At 63.0% G+C, this 18,521-nt stretch carries 15 protein-coding genes and 2 tRNA genes; 14 read left to right on the top strand and 3 right to left on the bottom strand.

The window, feature by feature from the left end; all coding sequences use genetic code 11:
* The first annotated feature begins 167 nt into the window (after nucleotides 1-167).
* The 8 genes from purL (at nucleotide 168) to nadA (ending at nucleotide 10,628) form a co-directional block, all read left to right on the top strand.
* Nucleotides 168-4,106: a phosphoribosylformylglycinamidine synthase gene (gene purL / locus QC815_RS01765; RefSeq protein ID WP_230448365.1), complete on the top strand. Its 3,939-nt coding sequence runs from the start codon at nucleotides 168-170 to the stop codon at nucleotides 4,104-4,106.
* A 394-nt stretch (nucleotides 4,107-4,500) separates the two neighbouring features.
* Nucleotides 4,501-6,279 carry a DNA repair helicase RadD gene (gene radD / locus QC815_RS01760; protein WP_479694309.1) on the top strand — a complete coding sequence of 593 codons (1,779 nt, stop codon included), beginning with the start codon at nucleotides 4,501-4,503 and terminating at the stop codon, nucleotides 6,277-6,279.
* 109 nt (nucleotides 6,280-6,388) lie between these two features.
* Nucleotides 6,389-7,387, top strand: a complete 999-nt coding sequence (locus QC815_RS01755; protein ID WP_230448366.1) for a segregation and condensation protein A — start codon at nucleotides 6,389-6,391, stop codon at nucleotides 7,385-7,387.
* The gene (gene scpB, locus QC815_RS01750) at nucleotides 7,384-8,202 is read left to right on the top strand and encodes an SMC-Scp complex subunit ScpB (protein WP_230448367.1); all 819 of its coding nucleotides are present in this window, start codon (nucleotides 7,384-7,386) and stop codon (nucleotides 8,200-8,202) included. Before QC815_RS01755 ends, scpB begins: the two co-directional genes overlap by 4 nt.
* A complete protein-coding gene (gene rluB, locus QC815_RS01745) occupies nucleotides 8,189-9,052 on the top strand; it encodes a 23S rRNA pseudouridine(2605) synthase RluB (protein WP_230448368.1) in 864 nt (287 codons plus the stop codon). Before scpB ends, rluB begins: the two co-directional genes overlap by 14 nt.
* A 110-nt stretch (nucleotides 9,053-9,162) precedes the next feature.
* Nucleotides 9,163-9,238: transfer RNA gene (locus tag QC815_RS01740), tRNA-Lys, on the top strand.
* Between the two features lie 38 nt (nucleotides 9,239-9,276).
* A tRNA-Lys gene (locus QC815_RS01735) sits at nucleotides 9,277-9,352 on the top strand.
* A 247-nt stretch (nucleotides 9,353-9,599) separates the two neighbouring features.
* On the top strand, nucleotides 9,600-10,628 hold the full coding sequence (gene nadA, locus QC815_RS01730) for a quinolinate synthase NadA (protein WP_230448369.1): 1,029 nt from the start codon (nucleotides 9,600-9,602) through the stop codon (nucleotides 10,626-10,628).
* Nucleotides 10,629-10,704: 76 nt separating this feature from the next.
* Here nadA and QC815_RS01725 read toward each other — a convergent pair whose 3' ends face one another.
* A complete protein-coding gene (locus QC815_RS01725) occupies nucleotides 10,705-12,162 on the bottom strand; it encodes a M48 family metalloprotease (protein WP_230448370.1) in 1,458 nt (485 codons plus the stop codon).
* Between the two features lie 150 nt (nucleotides 12,163-12,312).
* On the opposite strand from QC815_RS01725, the gene QC815_RS01720 reads away from it, so the two are divergent.
* Nucleotides 12,313-12,576, top strand: a complete 264-nt coding sequence (locus QC815_RS01720) for a sulfurtransferase TusA family protein (RefSeq protein WP_230448371.1) — start codon at nucleotides 12,313-12,315, stop codon at nucleotides 12,574-12,576.
* Nucleotides 12,573-13,676 carry an AI-2E family transporter gene (locus QC815_RS01715; RefSeq protein ID WP_230448372.1) on the top strand — a complete coding sequence of 368 codons (1,104 nt, stop codon included), beginning with the start codon at nucleotides 12,573-12,575 and terminating at the stop codon, nucleotides 13,674-13,676. Before QC815_RS01720 ends, QC815_RS01715 begins: the two co-directional genes overlap by 4 nt.
* A gap of 42 nt (nucleotides 13,677-13,718) precedes the next feature.
* Here the strand turns inward: QC815_RS01715 and QC815_RS01710 are convergent, their stop codons facing one another.
* Entirely contained in the window at nucleotides 13,719-14,192 is a 474-nt protein-coding gene (locus QC815_RS01710; RefSeq protein ID WP_230448373.1) for a peroxiredoxin, read from the bottom strand.
* Between the two features lie 250 nt (nucleotides 14,193-14,442).
* On the opposite strand from QC815_RS01710, the gene dapA reads away from it, so the two are divergent.
* The 3 genes from dapA (at nucleotide 14,443) to purC (ending at nucleotide 17,149) form a co-directional block, all read left to right on the top strand.
* On the top strand, nucleotides 14,443-15,327 hold the full coding sequence (gene dapA / locus QC815_RS01705) for a 4-hydroxy-tetrahydrodipicolinate synthase (RefSeq protein ID WP_230448374.1): 885 nt from the start codon (nucleotides 14,443-14,445) through the stop codon (nucleotides 15,325-15,327).
* Nucleotides 15,328-15,407: 80 nt separating this feature from the next.
* A complete protein-coding gene (locus tag QC815_RS01700) occupies nucleotides 15,408-16,400 on the top strand; it encodes a lipoprotein, NlpB (RefSeq protein WP_309766603.1) in 993 nt (330 codons plus the stop codon).
* A gap of 32 nt (nucleotides 16,401-16,432) precedes the next feature.
* Nucleotides 16,433-17,149: a phosphoribosylaminoimidazolesuccinocarboxamide synthase gene (purC, locus tag QC815_RS01695; RefSeq protein WP_230448376.1), complete on the top strand. Its 717-nt coding sequence runs from the start codon at nucleotides 16,433-16,435 to the stop codon at nucleotides 17,147-17,149.
* On the opposite strand, the gene tsaA is transcribed toward purC, so the two are convergent.
* The gene (gene tsaA / locus QC815_RS01690; protein WP_309766602.1) at nucleotides 17,146-17,883 is read right to left on the bottom strand and encodes a tRNA (N6-threonylcarbamoyladenosine(37)-N6)-methyltransferase TrmO; all 738 of its coding nucleotides are present in this window, start codon (nucleotides 17,881-17,883) and stop codon (nucleotides 17,146-17,148) included. The genes purC and tsaA overlap by 4 nt on opposite strands.
* 116 nt (nucleotides 17,884-17,999) lie before the next feature.
* Between tsaA and QC815_RS01685 the strand changes: the two genes are divergently transcribed.
* Complete coding sequence (locus QC815_RS01685) at nucleotides 18,000-18,521, top strand: GNAT family N-acetyltransferase (RefSeq protein WP_230448378.1); 522 nt, start codon at nucleotides 18,000-18,002, stop codon at nucleotides 18,519-18,521.

The raw sequence follows: 18,521 nt of genomic DNA, 5'->3' as shown, positions 1-18,521 counted from the left end.
AGAAGTTGCCACGATACCCAGCCGTGGGCAGGCTGTCACCTTGTTGATTTCGTGTGGCCGACGCTTTCCAGTATCATGTCGCTCAATCAGTGTCGTGAAAAAGACGGCCGCACTGCGGCCTGGTGATTTCCCTGCTCGAATTCTTCCTGCTCTAGAGGCTTCTGGATATGCTCGAACTGCGAGGCGCGCCCGCCCTTTCTGCCTTCCGTCATGCTCGATTGTTAGCGGTGTTGCGTGAACGTGTCCCCGAGGTCGAGGCGTTATCCGCCGACTACGTCCACTTCATTGACCACCATCAGGATGCGCTGGACGCGGCCGACCGCGAGCGGCTGGCACAGCTGTTGGATTACGGTCACGAGGAAGCGGTTGAGCCACCCAAGGGCGCGCAGCGTTTTTTGGTGGTGCCGCGCATCGGTACCCAGTCGCCCTGGTCGTCCAAGGCCACTGACATTGCCCGCAACTGCGGCGTGACCAGCGTGTCGCGCATTGAGCGCGGCATTGATTACCGTATCGCCTTCAGCGCCGTGCCCGACGAGTACGCGATGGCGGCGGTGGTCGCCTGCCTGCATGACCGGATGACCGAAACCGTGCTGGCGGATGCCTCGGACGCCGCCAAGCTGTTTGCCCACCATGAGCCGGCGCCGCTGGGCAGCGTGGATATCATGAGCGGCGGGCGCGAGGCGCTGGCCACGGCCAATCGCGAGCTGGGGCTGGCGCTTGCGGACGACGAAATCGACTACCTTGTCGAGGCCTTCAACGAGCTGAGCCGCAACCCCAGCGACGTGGAACTGATGATGTTTGCCCAGGCGAACTCCGAGCACTGCCGCCATAAGATCTTCAATGCCGACTGGCTGATCGACGGCGAGCCGCAAAGCCACTCGCTGTTCAAGATGATCAAGAACACCTTTGCTACCTCGCCGGACAACGTGCTGTCGGCCTACAGCGACAATTCTGCGGTGATCAAGGGCAGCCAGGCCGGGCGCTTTTTTGCCACGCCGCTGATCGGCGCGGACAACGAGCGGGCGCTGTACGGCACCCATCAGGAGCCTATCCACATCCTGATGAAGGTGGAAACCCATAACCATCCGACGGCGATTGCGCCCTTTCCCGGGGCGGCGACCGGATCCGGGGGCGAGATTCGCGATGAAGGCGCCACCGGCATCGGCGGCAAACCCAAGGCGGGACTCTCCGGGTTTACCGTGTCCAATCTGCGCATCCCCGAGTTCGTGCAGCCCTGGGAAGCCTTCGATTACGGCAAACCCGAGCGCATGCAGTCGGCGCTTGCCATCATGCTCGACGGGCCGATCGGCAGCGCCGCCTTCAATAACGAGTTTGGCCGTCCCAATCTGACCGGTTACTTCCGGACCTACGAGCAGGATGTGCTCAGCGATGACGGCATCGAACGGTGCGGTTACCACAAGCCGATCATGATCGCCGGGGGCTACGGCAACATTCGCGCGCAACACGTGCAGAAGGGCGATATTCCGGCCGGTGGCAAGCTGATTGTCATGGGCGGCCCGGCGATGCTGATTGGCCTGGGCGGCGGGGCGGCGTCGAGCATGGCCTCCGGCGTCTCGAGCGCCGACCTGGACTTTGCCTCGGTGCAGCGGGAAAACCCGGAAATCGAGCGCCGTGCCCAGGAAGTGATCGACCGCTGCTGGGCGCTGGGCGACCACAACCCCATCCGCTTTATCCACGACGTGGGCGCGGGCGGGCTTTCCAACGCCTTGCCGGAGCTGGTCAAGGACGGCGGACGCGGCGGGTTATTTGACCTGCGCGCGGTGCCCAACGCCGAGCCGGGCATGAGCCCGCTGGAAATATGGTGCAACGAAGCCCAGGAACGTTACGTGCTGGCGGTGGCAGAGGAGGATCTTGCCACCTTTGAAGCGCTGTGTGCCCGGGAGCGTTGCCCCTACGCGATCGTCGGCGAGGCCCTCGAACAGCATCATCTGGAAGTGCGCGACGGCCATTTCGACACCAAGCCGGTTGATCTGCCGATGAGCGTGCTGTTCGGCAAGCCACCCAAGATGCAGCGCGAGTTTCATCGCCAGTCGCCGGAACTGTCGGGCGTGATGCTGGATAATCTGGACCTGCGCGAAGCGCTTGATCGCATTCTGCGGCTGCCCACGGTGGCGTCGAAAAGCTTCCTGATTACCATTGGCGACCGTTCGATCACCGGCCAGGTGGCCCGCGATCAGATGGTAGGGCCGTGGCAGGTGCCGGTCGCTGACGTGGCGGTTACCACCGCCAGCTTCGATACCCACGCGGGCGAGGCCATGGCCATGGGCGAGCGTCCCCCGGTGGCGTTGATCGACCCGGCGGCCAGCGCACGCCTCGCCGTGGCCGAAGCCATTACCAACCTGGCGGCGGCACCGATCGCCAAGCTCGGCGACATCAAGCTGTCGGCCAACTGGATGAGTGCCGCAGACCATCCGGGTGAAAACCAGGCGCTGTTCGACGCCGTCCACGCCGTGGGCATGGAGCTCTGCCCGGCGCTGGGCATCGCCATTCCGGTAGGCAAGGACTCGATGTCCATGCGCACCGCCTGGCAAGCCGAAAACGCCCAGGGCGAGACGGAAGACAAGCGCATTACCTCGCCGCTGTCGCTGGTGGTGACAGGGTTCGCGCCGGTGACCGACGCCCTGGCCACCCTGACGCCCCAGATCAACCTGGAGCAGGATGAGTCCGACCTGATCCTGATCGACCTGGGCAACGGTCAGAACCGGATAGGCGGCTCGGCCCTGGCGCAGGTATACGGTCAGGTCGGCAATGAGTGCCCGGATGTGGACGATGCCGAAGACATCAAGGCGTTCTTCGAGGTTATTCAAGGCCTCAACCGCGATGGCAAGCTGCTGGCCTACCATGACCGCAGCGACGGTGGTTTGCTGGTGACGCTGCTGGAGATGGCCTTTGCCGCCCATTCCGGGCTTGAAATCAAACTCGACTGGCTGGTCGACGAGCCGGTGGAAGCGTTTGGCGCGCTGTTTTCCGAAGAGCTGGGCGCGGTGATCCAGGTCAATCGCCAGGACACCGAAGAGGTGCTGACCCAGTTCGCCGTGGCCGGGATCGAAACCTGCGGGGTCATCGCCCGCCCACGCTACGACGATCAGGTGCGCGTCACGCTGTTTGAAGAGCCGCTGCTTGAAACCACCCGCCAACTGACGCAGCGGACCTGGTCCGAAACCAGCTACCGCATGCAGGCGCTGCGCGATAATCCCGAGTGCGCGAAAAACGAATTCGATAACCTGCTCGACGTGCGCGACCCGGGGCTGTCCGCGTCGCCGAGCTTTGATGTCAACGAGGACATCACTGCGCCGTTCATCAACACCACGAAACCGGCCGTGGCCGTGCTTCGCGAGCAAGGCGTCAACGGCCAGGTGGAAATGGCCTGGGCGTTCGACAAGGCCGGCTTTGACGCCGTCGACGTGCACATGAGTGACGTCCTCGAAGGGCGGGTCTCCCTCGACGACTTCAAGGGCCTGGTGGCCTGCGGCGGTTTCTCCTACGGCGACGTACTGGGCGCCGGCGGTGGCTGGGCAAAATCGGTGCTGTTCAACGCACGTGCCCGCGAACAGTTTGCCGACTTCTTCCAGCGTGACGATAGCTTCTCGCTGGGGGTATGCAACGGCTGTCAGATGCTGTCGCAGCTCAAGTCGCTGATCCCCGGTGCCGACGACTGGCCGGCCTTCGTGCGCAACGAGTCCGAACAGTTCGAGGCTCGTCTTTCCATGGTGCGGGTGGAAAAGAGCCCCTCCATTCTGCTGGCGGGCATGGAAGGGTCGCAGCTGCCGATCGCGGTGGCCCATGGTGAAGGGCGAGCGGCCTTCCGCGACAGCGCCCACCTGCGGCGCATGCAGTCGAGCAGCCAGGTGGCGATGCGCTACATCGACAATTACGCCCAGGTCACCACGCGTTACCCGGCCAATCCCAACGGCTCGCCTTCCGGTATCACCGGCCTGACCACGACCGACGGGCGCGTCACGATCATGATGCCGCACCCCGAGCGCGTGGCCCGGGCGGTGACCAACTCCTGGCGGCCCAGCGAGTGGACCGAGAACGGCGCCTGGCTGCGCCTATTCCGCAACGCGCGTACCTGGCTGAAGTAGCGTCCAGGAAGCACCTGCTACGGCGTTTGCCGCCGTAGCAGGTTACGGCTGCCGTGGGGTCTGCACAGCGCCATCGTCAGCCGTTGGTGATAGCCCTAACCGGGTTTCCAGCGCGTCAAGTTCATGTCGATAGCGCGCCACTAAGGTTTCGTAGCGACCAAAATCATGCCCGCACTCGGCGCAGAAAACATGATGTTTACCACCACGCGTGGGGGGTAAGTGCTTCAGCCGGCTTTGGCAGTCGGGGCATTCGGGTCTGAAGTGCGAGGCATCCATAAAGGGTCTCCTGTGCAATAAAGCGCGATATGCTCAATCTCAATGGGTCAACAGGTTGTTTCCCCGTCAACATCAGATCAGACGAATGTCTGAATAGTTCAATAGCAGGCTAATTGATTTGCCAGCGTCTCATTCTTTGACCGTTCCCCAGTTACGTCCTTACCAAGCGAACGCCGTCAGCCGGGTGGTCGAGCACTTTCGTGCCTCCCACGACCCAGCGGTGGTGGTGCTGCCGACGGGCAGCGGCAAGTCGCTGGTGATCGCCGAGCTAGCCCGGCTGGCACGCGGTCGGGTGCTGGTGCTGGCGCACGTCCGTGAGCTGGTCGAGCAGAATCACGCCAAGTACCAGGCGTATGGCCTCAAGGCCGATATTTTCAGCGCCGGGCTCAAGCGCAAGGACGCCCAGCGCCAGGTGGTGTTCGGCTCTGTACAATCGGTGGTGCGCAACCTGGATCAGTTTGCCGATGACCGCTTTACGCTGCTGGTGATCGACGAGTGCCACCGGGTCTCGCTGGACGAAGGGGCCAGCTACCGTCAAGTGATCGACCACCTGCAGCAGCAAAATCCCCAGCTCAAGGTGCTCGGCCTGACGGCAACGCCTTATCGGCTGGGGCAGGGGTTTATCTATCACCGCCATTATCACGGCATGGTGAAAGGCAGCGATGCCTGCTTTTTTCGCGACTGCGTGTTCGAGCAGCCGCTGCGGCTGATGGTCAAGCAGGGCTACTTGGCCGAGCCCAAGCGCCGGGATATGGCCGTCGAGGGCTACGATTTTTCGCGGTTGGCGCCGGCGGCCAGCGGCGCCTACAGCGAGGCCGACCTCAACCAGGTGGTGGCGGGCAATCGCGCCACGCCGGGTATCATCGCCCAGGTGGTCGAATACGCCGAAGGGCGACAGGGCGTGATGATCTTTGCCGCTACCGTGGCCCACGCCGAAGAAATCATGGGGTATCTACCCGCCGACCAGGCGGCGCTGATTACCGGCGGTACGGTATCCCAGGAGCGCACGGCGATCATCGCGGCCTTCAAGGCCCAGACGCTCAAGTACCTGGTCAACGTGGCGGTACTCACCACCGGCTTCGATGCGCCGCACGTGGACTTGATCGCTATCTTGCGGCCCACCGAGTCGGTCAGCCTGTACCAGCAGATGGTGGGGCGGGGGCTGCGTCTGGCGCCGGGCAAGCAGGATTGCCTGGTGCTCGACTACGCGGGCAACCCCTGGGACCTGTACGCGCCGGAAGTCGGCGAGCCCAAGCCGGATAGCGACAGCGAGCCCGTCCAGGTGCCGTGCCCGGCCTGCGGCCATGCCAATCTGTTCTGGGGCAAGCGCGACGGCGATCTGGTGATCGAGCACTTTGGCCGCCGCTGCCAGGGGTTGATCGAGGACGAAGCAGGCAAGCGTCGCCAGTGCGACTTCCGTTTTCGCTTCAAGGTCTGCGATGAATGCGGGGCCGAGAACGATATTGCCGCCCGCCGCTGCCACGGCTGTGAGACGTTGCTGGTGGACGCCGATAACAAGCTCAAGGATGCCTTGAAGCTCAAGGACGCCAAGGTGCTGAGGGTCAGCGGCATGGCGCTGGAGGCCACTACCAACGGGCGCGGCCTGCCGCGTCTCAAGATTACCTACCACGATGAGGACGGCGCGAGTCTGGCGGAGTGGTTTGCCCTGGAAACGCCGGCCCAGCGCCGCGCTTTCTACGCCGCCTTTTTGCGCGACCATCTGCGTGCACCAGGGGGCACCTGGCAGCCCACCACGCCCGAGGAGGTCGTCAGCGAGCAGCGTCGCCTGCGCCACCCCGATTTTGTGGTCGGGCGTAAAGTAGGGCGTCACTGGCAGCTTCGCGATAAGCTGTTTGATTATCAGGGGCGCTACCGCAAAGCGGCCGAAGCGGGGTAACGTAGTGCCTGGTCACGGTCTTCTGCGACTTTGTTACACTGCGCCCATCTAGGGATCAGCAGATAGCTAGCCGCTGCATCTGCATCATTAACCGAGGAAACCGACCCGCGTGAGCGAGACGCCAAGCGCCGACGCCACCCCCGCGACCACTGATGTCTCGGCCGCCGAGCCGATGGCCGAGGTGCTGGGGCGGCTATTCAACGAGCCAATTACCCAGCTACCGGAGGATCTGTATATTCCCCCGGCGGCGCTGCGCGTCTTTCTGGAAGCGTTCGAGGGGCCCCTTGACCTGCTGCTCTACCTGATCCGCCGCCAGAACCTGGATATTCTGACCATCAACGTGGCGACCATCACCCATCAGTACATCGAGTACGTGGAGCTGATGAAGGCGATGGAAATCGAGCTGGCCGGCGAATATCTGCTGATGGCGGCCATGCTGGCCGAGATCAAGTCGCGCACCCTGCTGCCTCGCCCCCCCAAGGCGGAAGGTGAGGAAGAAGAGGATCCGCGCGCCGAGCTGATCCGTCGCCTGCAGGAATACGAGCGCCTGAAAGAAGCGGCCGAGTCACTGGATACGCTGCCGCGACTCGGCCGTGACTGGTTCAGCGCGCAGGCGGGTCTGCCGCCGCTGGAATCGCGGGTCATTCATCCGCCAGTGGAGCTGGACGAACTGCTGGGCGCGCTGGCGGATGTGCTCAAGCGCGCCGAGCTGGCCCAGGCGCACCATATCAGTCGTGAAGTATTGTCCACCCGTGAGCGAATGCTCAGGATCATGGCGCAGCTCGGCGGCGAGGGAGGGGCGCCGCACTATGTTCCCTTCGCCGCGCTGTTTACCCTGGAGGAGGGGCGTGCGGGCGTGGTGGTCACCTTCATGGCGATTCTGGAACTGGCCAAGGAAGCCATGATCGATATCGTACAGAATGCACCGCTTTCACCGATCCACGTCCGGGCGAGGCCGGCGGCGATCAGCGACGCTGAGGGGCATGACGATGCGTTCGAGCGGGACAATGCCGAAGCGCTTGTACCGGAAGAAAGCGCCTTTGAACAGCACGCCGATGAGCAACATCGGGACGATGCGCCCGACAGCGTCGACAGGGATATGTCATGAGCAACGTCAGCACGGCACTGGATGAAATTGTGGAAGCGGCGCTGCTGGCGGCGGGGGAGCCGCTGCCCGTGGAGCGCCTGGAAACCCTGTTTGTGGAGGGGGAGTGCCCGTCGCGGGCGGAGCTGCGCGAGGTGCTGTCGCGGCTGGACGAGCGGCACCGCGACGGTGCCCTGGAACTGGTGGAAACCGCCTCGGGCTTCCAGTTGCGCATTCGGCTGCGGCTATCGCGGTGGGTCTCCCGGCTTTGGGACGAGCGGCCGCAGCGCTATTCCCGAGCGCTGCTCGAGACCCTGGCGCTGATTGCCTACCGTCAGCCGGTGACCCGCAGCGATATTGAAGACGTACGTGGGGTGAGCGTGAGCAGCTCGATCATGCGCACCCTGATGGAGCGCGGCTGGATACGCGTGGTCGGCCATCGCGATGTGCCGGGCCGGCCGGCCGTGTATGCCACCTCGCGCAGCTTTCTGGACGATTTCGGGCTCAAGACCCTGGATGCGCTGCCGCCCATGCACGAGCTGGTCAGCCGGGAAGCCGACGGCGACGAAGCAGGCAATGACTCCGCCCCGGCGCCTCCGCAGCTCGAGTCGCCGATGGCTGACGGCCAAGAAGCACTGGACGAAACGCCCGAAACCGTGCAGGATGCGCCACCCGAAACGGCCGATAGCGCCGATACGCACGCCGAGACGGCGTTAACCCAGCCGCTGAGCTTTGCCGATCTGGAGGCACGCCTGGCGGCACGTGCGCAGCGCAGCAATGATCAAGCCGCGCGCACGCCGACCCATGATGAGAGGTCAGACGACCATGAGTCAGAGTAACACCCCACCCACCAGCGAAAAGCTGCAGAAAGTACTTGCCCGCGCCGGTCTTGGCTCGCGGCGCGAAATGGAGACCGTCATCGCCGACGGCCGCGTCAAGGTCAACAGCCAGGTCGCCAAGCTGGGCGATCGCGTGGAAGTCCGCGACAAGGTGAGCGTTGACGACCGTCCGGTGAGCCTGCGCCCGGAAGACGAGACGCCGCGCCGGGTGATCATGTACAACAAGCCCGAAGGCGAGCTGTGTACCCGCAAGGATCCGGAAGGCCGGCGTACCGTATTCGACCGCCTGCCGCGCCTGAAGGGTGAGCGCTGGATCGCGATCGGCCGTCTGGATATCAATACCAGCGGCCTGTTGCTGTTCACCACTGATGGTGAGCTGGCCAATCGGCTGATGCACCCCTCGACCCAGGTCGAACGCGAATATGCCGTGCGCGTCATGGGTGAGGTCAAGCGTGAGCACATCACGGCCATGGTCGATGGCGTCATGCTCGAGGATGGTCCGGCCCGCTTTACCGACGTGCAGGAGTTCGGCGGTGAAGGCATCAATACCTGGTTCCACGTGGTCATTCTCGAAGGGCGCAACCGCGAAGTCCGCCGTCTCTGGGAATCCCAGGCGCTGACGGTAAGTCGTCTGAAGCGGGTGCGATACGGCAACATCTTCCTGGATAAGCGCGCCAAGGCGGGCGAATGGGTCGAGCTTTCCCAGGATGAAGTGGACGATCTGGCGGCGCTTGCCCAGCTCGAGACGCGCAAGGTGCCCGAACTGACGCCGGACGAGAAAAACCGCTGGAGTCGGGACAAGAACAAGCGCCGCCCCGTGCAGGCGATGCGCAAGCCCAAGCGGCGCTAGGCATTAATGATGGCCTGACGCCGGCCTGTGCCACCCGGTCGTTTAGGCGAAAGTTCAAAAAAGACTTGCGGATAGCGTAGCTCATACGTAGTATATGCATCCGTTCGGGCGGGTCGTTAGCTCAGTTGGTAGAGCAGTTGACTTTTAATCAATTGGTCGCAGGTTCGAATCCTGCACGACCCACCAGCCGAACCGCCATAACCTGTGCCGCTTATGCGTGCGCCGGGTCGTTAGCTCAGTTGGTAGAGCAGTTGACTTTTAATCAATTGGTCGCAGGTTCGAATCCTGCACGACCCACCAATAATCACGCCCCTGACAGTCTGCTGTCAGGGGCGTTTTGCGTTGGGCACTTTGCCATTGTCCGCCAATTAGGCTTGCCGTCGGCAACCTTTTCCCGCCAGAATAGTCCCAGCAGTGATAGAAAGCGGCAGCGGCCCACCGCGAGAGACGCAGCGGCCACTGCCATCGAGAGCGGCGCCTGCGGAGCGCATACGCCGCGACTGGTGTTTAACAGGGGGATTCCCTGTTCGTCACAGTGGTAGACACGATGACTATTATGACTTCCCAAGCCGAGCTTGATGCTCCGCTGCCCAGCCCGTACTGCCCGACCCGCATTCCCGCTGAAGATCAGGCGCGCGTGACTGAAATCAAGCGCCTGCTCAAGCAGCACAACGCCGTGCTGGTGGCGCATTACTATACCGATGACGCCATCCAGCAGCTGGCGGAGGAAACCGGCGGCTGTGTCGCCGATTCGTTGGAAATGGCCCGCTTTGGTGCCCGCCACGATGCCACCACGCTGGTGGTGGCCGGGGTTCGCTTCATGGGCGAGACGGCGAAGATCCTATCGCCCGACAAACGCGTACTGATGCCCACGCTCGAGGCGACCTGTTCGCTGGATATCGGCTGCCCTGCGGATGAGTTCAGCGCCTTTTGCGATGCGCACCCGGAGCGTACCGTCGTGGTCTACGCCAATACCTCGGCGGCCGTGAAAGCGCGCGCCGACTGGGTGGTCACCTCCTCGATCGCCGTCGAGGTGATCGAGCACCTGCAGGCCAAGGGCGAGAAGATTCTCTGGGCCCCCGACAAGCATCTGGGGGGCTATATCCAGAAAAAAACCGGCGCCGACATGCTGATGTGGGACGGTGCCTGTATCGTCCACGAGGAGTTCAAGGCAAAAGGCGTCGAGGATCTCAAACGCCTGTATCCGGACGCTGCGGTACTGGTTCACCCCGAGTCGCCGGCCCCGGTGGTTCAGCTGGCCGATGTGGCAGGCTCGACATCGCAGCTGATCAAGGCGGCCAAGGCGTTGCCCAACGAACAGCTGATTGTGGCCACCGATCGCGGCATTTTCTTCAAGATGCAGCAGGCGGTGCCTGACAAGACGCTGTTTGAAGCCCCGACGGCGGGCAATGGCGCGACCTGCCGCAGCTGTGCGCACTGCCCGTGGATGGCGATGAACGCACTGGACAACCTGGCCGGGGCGTTGCGCGACGGCAGCGGCGAAATTCATGTCGATAGCCAGCTACGGCTCAAGGCGCTCAAGCCACTCGAGCGGATGCTAAACTTCAACGCCTGAGCGCAGCGTCATCGCCGGCCGATTCTCGCCCGGCGATCCGGGCGGCGGTTGAAGCCGTCGCCGGTTGCGGTCGGGGCTAAAAATCTTCCAGCGCTTCACGATAGTCCATGAAGTCCTCGCGACGACGCTCGATACGCGCCAGCGCCTGACGATCATTTTCGCGCTCGGCGGCGTCTTCGGCGATCGCCAACTGGCGGATGCCGCTATCCATGCGGCCGGTCAGCTGCAGGTATTCCGCCCGGGCCAGGTGGCCCCAGCCGCTGCGTCCGCTGCGTCCGGCGGCTTCTGCCAGCAGGTTGAAACCCTGTGGGTTGTCGGGGTGTTGTGCGGTGACATCGCGCAGGACGTCGTAGGCCGCATCAGGGTCGCGCTGAAGCTGCGCTTCGCCAAGTACCAGCTGGGCCGGCAGGTAGTTGGGCATCAGCCGCAACAGCTGCTGGCTACGGCGGATCGCCTCGTCGTAGCGACGTGCCTGAAGCGCTACTTCCGCCGCCGACGCGGGCAGCATCGCCAGGTCGGGCTGTTCGTCTGCCAGTTGATCCAGTGTCTGCAGGGCGGTATCCACCTGCCCGTTCCTGGCGTCCACCAAGGCGCTGATGTAGCGCTGGGCGGTGTCGTCGGCGTCTTCCTGCGCCAGGCGCGAAACGGCCTCTTCGGGCGACTGCTGATGAATCTGCAGTAATGCCCGGCCGCGGACCATATCGTAAAGCGTATTGTTCGAGTAGCTATCGGCAACGCTCATCTGGGCGGCGCGTGACTGGGCGTCGCTGAGGCGCGATTCCGAGACCGGGTGGGTCAGCAGGAACTCGGGAGGCGTGCCGCCCTGCAGGCTGGCCTTGCGCTGCAGGGTGCGAAACATGCGCGCCATGGCGTTGGGGTCGTAACCGGCATCGGCCATGGCCTGGAGGCCCACGCGATCCGCCTCCTGTTCGTAGCGACGCGAGTAGGTAAGCTGATCCTGGATAAGCGCCGCTTGGGAGCCCATGGCGGCGGCAATGCCTGCATTGCCGCCGCCGCCCGCAGCGATCAGCATCCCGGCGAGCATCCCGGCCATGGCGGGCAGCTGTGTCTGCTCGGCGCGCTCGCTACTGCGCGCGTAATGCCGCTGGGAAAGGTGGCCGAGTTCGTGGGCGATGACCGATGCAAACGCCCCCTCGTCTTCTGCGAAGGCAAACAGGCCGGCGTTGATCCCCACCACGCCGCCGGGCACCGCAAAGGCATTGAGCGTGCGCTGGTCGACCATCACGGCGATGATATCCAGCTCGCCCAACTGGCTATGGGGCGCCAGCCGGTCAATCAGGCCGGCCAGGTAGTCGTGGGTGATCGGATCCTGCCATTGGGGCGCATGGGCGCGAAACTGGCGAAGCCAGGCGCGGCCCAGCCGGTATTCTTCGTCGTTCGCCGACGAATAACCGCCCCCAAGGCTGGGTAGCGTCTGTTCGTTGCCGAGACCCGGTAAAGGAATCAACAGGGTGGCACAGGCGAGCGCTAAGGCGCGCGTCCAGCCTGCAGGGGCGTTGCTAAGGCGCGGCATGGCATCCTCATCGGTGATGGAAAGCGCTACGTCACCGCTTGTGACATTGATTCATGGGATGAAGTGCCGTTAAATCAATGCGCAGTGAATACGGCACAGTCTATGCAACAATGGCCGACACGTGCAGCGTCTTTTTTCAAGGGGAGTAAAATGGTAGAGCAAACAACGCGCTTACAGCCCGATACTGTGCTCGATGCCTGCGGGCTTCACTGTCCTCTGCCGCTACTCAAGGCCAAGCAGGCACTGGCAGGCCTCGCGGCGGGCGAGTTGCTCGAGGTGCGCGCCACCGATGCCGGCTCCTGGCGCGATATCGAGGCGTTTGCCGAGCAAAGTGCCCATCACCTGGAAGCCCGCGAACAGCGCGGTGATATCTATCATTACTGGCTTCGCAAGGCCGAAGGTGAGCGTTCATGACCGTGCGTGCGATCCTGAAAAGCTGGGTGGATCGTTATTTTTCGGATGAAGAAGCCCTCATCCTGCTGGTCGTGCTGGTGGCCGGGTTCGCGGCGGTGATCTGGTTTGGCCGCATGCTCGCCCCGTTCTTTACCGCGCTGGTCATTGCGTTTCTGCTTCAGGGGGTGGTTGGGGCGCTCTCCCGGCGTGGCATCCCGCATCTGCTGTCGGTCATCGTGGTGTTCCTGGCCTTCGTTGGCGTGCTGCTGGCGCTGGCCTTCATCCTGATGCCGCTGATCTGGGATCAGCTGATTGGTCTGGTGCAGGAAACGCCGCGCATGTTCGCCAGCGGCCAGGACTGGCTGGATGAGCTGCAGTCGCGGTACCCCAATCTGATCACGCCGGATCAGATGCAGAACTGGATCGGCGTGGCCAGCCGCGAGATCAGCCAGCTCGGTCAGCGGGCGCTGACCCTGTCGCTGGCATCGCTTGGCAATATTCTCTCGCTGATTATCTACCTGGTGCTGGTGCCGATCCTGGTCTTTTTCATGCTCAAGGATCGTGAGGTACTGGTCGGCTTCACGCTGTCGTTGCTACCGCAGAAGCGCACCCTGATGTCGCGTATCTGGCGAGAGATGGACGACCAGATTGCCAACTACATTCGCGGCAAGTTCATCGAGATCATCATTGTCGGCACCGTGGCCTTCATCACCTTCTCGTTCTTCAAGCTGCCGTATACGGCGCTGTTGGCGGTGCTGGTGGGTTTTTCGGTGCTGGTGCCGTATATCGGTGCGGCGGTGGCGACCCTGCCCGTCGCCGCTGTGGCCGGCTTTCATTTCGGCCTGAGCGAGTCGTTTGTCTACGTGCTGGTGGCCTACGGCATCATCCAGGCGCTGGACGGCAACGTTCTCGCGCCGGTGCTGTTCTCGGAAACCAACAATATCCATCCGGTGTCCGTCATTGTAGCGGTGCTGTTTTTCGGCGGGATATGGGGATTCTGGGGGGTGTTCTTTGCCATCCCGCTGGCCACCTTGCTGAAAGCCCTGGTGCATGCCTGGCCACGGGGAATGCAGGGGCGCGACGAGCGTCGCCATGTGGCGGCAAGCGACGAGTCGCCGTAGCGCCGGGCAAGCTGCCACCCAGAGGAGGGTGGCAGACTTGGGTTAACCCGCGTTAAGCGCCTGTGCCGCCGCGAGCACTTCATCAACGTGGCCCGGCACCTTGACGCCGCGCCACGCCTCGGCCAGCTTGCCTTCGCTGTCGATCAGAAAGGTGCTTCGCTCGATGCCCAGATGTTCCTTGCCGTAGAGTTTCTTGAGCTTGATCACGTCGAACAGTCGGCACACGGTTTCGTCCTTGTCCGACACCAGCGTGAAGTTGAAATCCTGCTTGGCCTTGAAGTTCTCCTGGGCTCGCAGACCGTCGCGGGAAACCCCGACGATCACGGTGTTGGCGGCGTCGAAGTCCGCCTTGCGGTCGCGGAAATCGCCGCCTTCGGTGGTGCATCCCGGCGTGCTCGCCTTGGGATAGAAATACACCACGACCTGCTGGCCGCGAAGATCGGATAGCTTGAGGGTGGTGTCCCCCGTGGCCGGTGCGGAAAAATCGGGGACTGGCTGGCCTACGTCAAGTGTCATATCTGGCTCCCATGGGAAGTGGCGTTCACGGACGATTACACGCAAGCTCGCCGCGCATGTCAAAGGCGAAAACCTGCCGACGCAAAAACTCACCGAGCTTTCCGCTGTACAGGGTCGAGCCTCCTGAGTACCATTTGGCCTTTGTGGATCCCTGTTGAGATGATGGCAGGCTGCGTTACGCACCCATTCGGCGCCTTATCTCGTGCGACACGGACGCTTGATTCAACCCCTGGCAGGTGAGGAAATACGGATGATCACAGGCAGCATCGTCGCCCTGGCGACGCCGATGAAGGTCAATGGCGACATCGACTGGGAGGCGCTCCGTCGTCTGGTGAATTTCCATCTCGACAATGGCACCGATGCGATTGTCGCGGCGGGCACGACCGGTGAGCCCACGACCATGTCGTTTGCCGAGCACTTCGACGTGATCCGCAGCGTGGTCGAGGAAGTGGACGGCCGTATTCCGGTGATTGCCGGCACGGGCGCCAACGCCACCTCAGAAGCCGTCGAGCTGGCACGTTACGCCGGTGAAGTCGGTGCAGACTATTGTCTATCCGTTTGCCCTTACTACAACAAGCCTACCCAGGAAGGCCTGTATCAGCACTTCAAGGCCGTAGCCGAGGGCAGCAAGCTGCCGGTGATTCTCTATAACGTGCCCGGCCGCACCTGTTCGGATCTCTACAACGAGACCGTCGTCAGGCTGGCTGAGGTCAAGAACATCATCGGCCTGAAGGATGCCACGGGTAACCTGGAACGCGCCGAAGACCTTATCGCTCGCCTCAAGGGCAGCGACTTCATGCTCTATTCGGGCGACGATGCCACCGCCTGTGATTTCATGCTGATGGGCGGGCACGGCGATATTTCCGTGACCGCGAACGTCGCGCCCAACGCCATGCATGAGCTGTGTGCCGCAGCCGTTGCGGGGGATTCCGACAAGGCGCACCAGATCAACACGCGATTGATGCCGCTGCATACCAATCTGGGCATCGAGTCCAACCCCATTCCGGTGAAGTGGGCGTTAAATCGCATGGGGTATGCGGACGCGGGGATTCGTCTGCCGCTGACCTGGCTGTCGGAAAAATACCACGCCACGGTCAGCGAAGCCCTCCAGCTGGCGGGCGTGGTGGAAGACTAGCCCGCACGAAACTCTTTGCTACCTGGCGTCACAATGTTCCGAGGCGTCAGGTAACCGACCCGTTGAATTAAGGTGGCTTGATGAGCTCTGTGCTTGAACAACGTGCGCTGAAATGGATCCCGCTGGCCCTGGTGACGGCCGTGGCGCTTGCCGGCTGTGCCCGGGATGAAGGCTTCTTTGATGACCGCAACCTGGACTACGTGGACGCCGAGCCTGCATCGCCACTGGTGCTGCCCGACACCCGCAACCCTCAACGCTATCGCGATATCTTGCCGGTGCCGGATGTCTCCGGCCAGCGCGCCCAGGACGGCATCGCCGACGTGCGTCCTCCGCAGCCGCTCACCATTGGGCGTATCGGTGATGAGGACTACGTGACGAACCGTGAAATCGGCGACCGCCGCTGGCTGGTGGTGGCGGCGGATCCGAGCCGCGTCTGGCCGCAGCTGGAAGGCTTCGTGCGCCAGCGGGGGCTGGACGTTCAGGAGCGCCGTGCCAGCGAAGGGGTTCTGGACACCTCCCAGGCCGCTTTCCGTGTACAGCCGGCATTGCGCGAAGGCGCCACCGAAGTACGCTGCGAGCGCGATGGACAGAGCATGGCAAGCTGTCTGGATGCCCTGGAAGGCTACTTGAGCAACGCCGCGTCCTCTCAGACGGCGTCCGCGACGGCGTCATCCTGGAATGCGCAGCGCCAGGATAGCGATACGCCGATTGCCCTTCGCCAACGGGGCGATACCTGGGAGGTTGTGGCACCGTTCGAGGCCGATCGAGTATGGGCAGATGTGCACCATTACTTGGCCAAGGACTTTGACCAGGCCGACGAGCGCGAACTGTTGGCCGCCGACCCTGACAGCCGCACCTTCCTGGTCAGCTATCTGTCCCGTGAGCAGCGTGATCGTAGCCTGCTTCAGGTCGTGACGTTCACCGATACCAGCGAGCTGGCGCAAGAGATTCGTGTAACGGTCGAGTCGCGCGGCGACGAGAGCGTACTGCGGGCCGAAGCTACCGGCGATCAGCCATTAAGCGAAAACGCTCAGCGCGAGCTGCTTGAGCGGATCGCTAGCTACCTACGTTAACTCAACGACCCTTGTCTGATTTCGGAGCTCCCATGGAAAAGCGCCAAGAACTCTACGCCGGTAAGGCGAAATCTGTCTATACCACCGATGACCCGGATCTGCTGGTGCTCCAGTTTCGCGACGATACCAGCGCCTTTGACGGTAAGAAAAAAGAAGCGCTGGCGCGCAAAGGCATGGTCAACAACCTCTTCAATGCCTTCATCATGGAACGGTTGGAAGACGCCGGTATCCCGACGCATTTCGAGAAACAGCTGTCGGATACCGAAAGCCTGGTCAAGAACATGCACATGATTCCGGTCGAGTGCGTCGTGCGCAACATTGCGGCGGGCGGCCTGGTCAAGCGTCTGGGCGTTGAAGAGGGCATCGCGCTTACTCCGCCCACCTTCGAGCTGTTCCTGAAGAACGACGATAAAGGCGACCCGATGATCAACGAGTCGCTGGCGGAAACCTTTGGCTGGGCGACTCCCGAGCAGCTGGCCAAGATGAAGACGCTCACCTTCAAGGTCAATCATGTGCTCAAGCAGCTGTTTGCCGAAGGCGATATGCTGCTGGTCGATTACAAGCTCGAATTTGGCGTGTTCAACGGTAGTGTCGTGCTGGGTGATGAGTTTTCGCCTGACGGGTGCCGGCTGTGGGACGCGAATACCCGCGAAAAGCTCGACAAGGATCGCTTCCGTCAAGGACTGGGCGGCGTGATCGAGGCCTACGAGGAAGTCGGTCGCCGCCTGGGGATCACCTTCCCTCGCTAGCGCTCGGGCGTCAGCGTATCGATTGCCACCACGTCCAGCGTGGTGGTTTCGCCGTTCTGGCGCGGGCAAAACTTGACGTCCACATTGCGCAGCCGCACCCCGTATACCCTTGCGGAGGGTCGGTTTTGCTGATAGGCCGGGCGAGGGTCCTGGCTCAGCACCTGTTCGATCAACGCCCTGAGCGAGGTGTGATCATCCCGGGTTGCCAACTGGGTGAGCGCGGCGTCACTGAAATGCACCGCCAGCCGAGCGGGGGCGTCAGGGGCAAAGCCCGCCTGCGCATCCGGGCGTGCTTCAGCCCAGGGCAGATAGGGTTTAATATCCACCACCGGGGTGCCGTCGATCAGATCACAGCCTGACAGCATCAGGCAGACCCCTTGCCGGGTGTCGATACCCTCCAGGGTTGCAAGCGACAGCCCCAGGCGGTTGGGGCGATGAGTGCTGCGGCTGGCAAAGACGCCGACCTTGCGGTTCCCGCCCAGCCGTGGCGGCCTGACAAGAGGTGACCAGCGCTCAGGGCTTTGATGGAACACAAAGCTGATCCACACATGGCTGAAGGCGTCCAGTCCGCGCACGGCAAGCGGGTCATCATAGGGCGGGTCGAGAACCAGCCGGGCGTTGGCGGCCGGCGCCAGCCCGGGCTGCCGGGGGACGCCAAACTTATCGGCGTAGTCGCTTACCACATGGCCGATCGGTGTCAGCGCAAAAGACGCGCCGGGAGGGGCATGGTGCATCACACTGCCTTATCGAAAAGGAAAACCAGTAGCCGAGTATAAAACAGCCGTGTTCTCAGCGCAGTGGCGCAGGGCATGCCTTGAAAAAGAAAGCGTTAACGCCCACAAGGTGACACATGACGGACGATCAGACTGCCAAGCCCTCGACGACGCGGGTGACCTACCGCCTGGCACGCGCGCGGGACGCCGCCGACCAGGCGGAGGTGTTCTACCATGCGGTCATGCAAGGGGCCGCGACGCGTTATAGCCTGGCCCAGCGCCGCGCCTGGGCCAACGTCTTGCCCCGTGAGGCCAGCGCCTGGTCCGCCCGCCAAGCGCTCTACACGACGCTGGTGGCCATCTGCGATGGACGCTGTGTCGGCTTTCTGGAGCTCGATGTACCGACGGGGAGGGTCGAAACGCTCTACGTCTGGCCATCGCTCAACGGCCGGGGGATCGGCACCACGCTGCTTATTCATGCAGAGCGTTTCCTGCTGGAGCAGGGTGTCGACCGCATCCAGATCGAGGCGAGCTTGACGCTTTACGAGCGCCTGCTGCGGCGTGGCTGGACGAACCTGGGCGAACAGTGGGTCGAGCGCGGCGGCGAGCCGCTTCAGCGCTTTCGGCTGCAGAAGCGGCTCAACGCCGTGGAAACGTGA

Source organism: Vreelandella gomseomensis (assembly GCF_031451645.1).
Taxonomy (GTDB): Bacteria; Pseudomonadota; Gammaproteobacteria; order Pseudomonadales; family Halomonadaceae; genus Vreelandella; species Vreelandella gomseomensis.
Note: the sequence above shows the minus strand (reverse complement) of the source record. Positions and strands in the feature narration are given on the sequence as shown.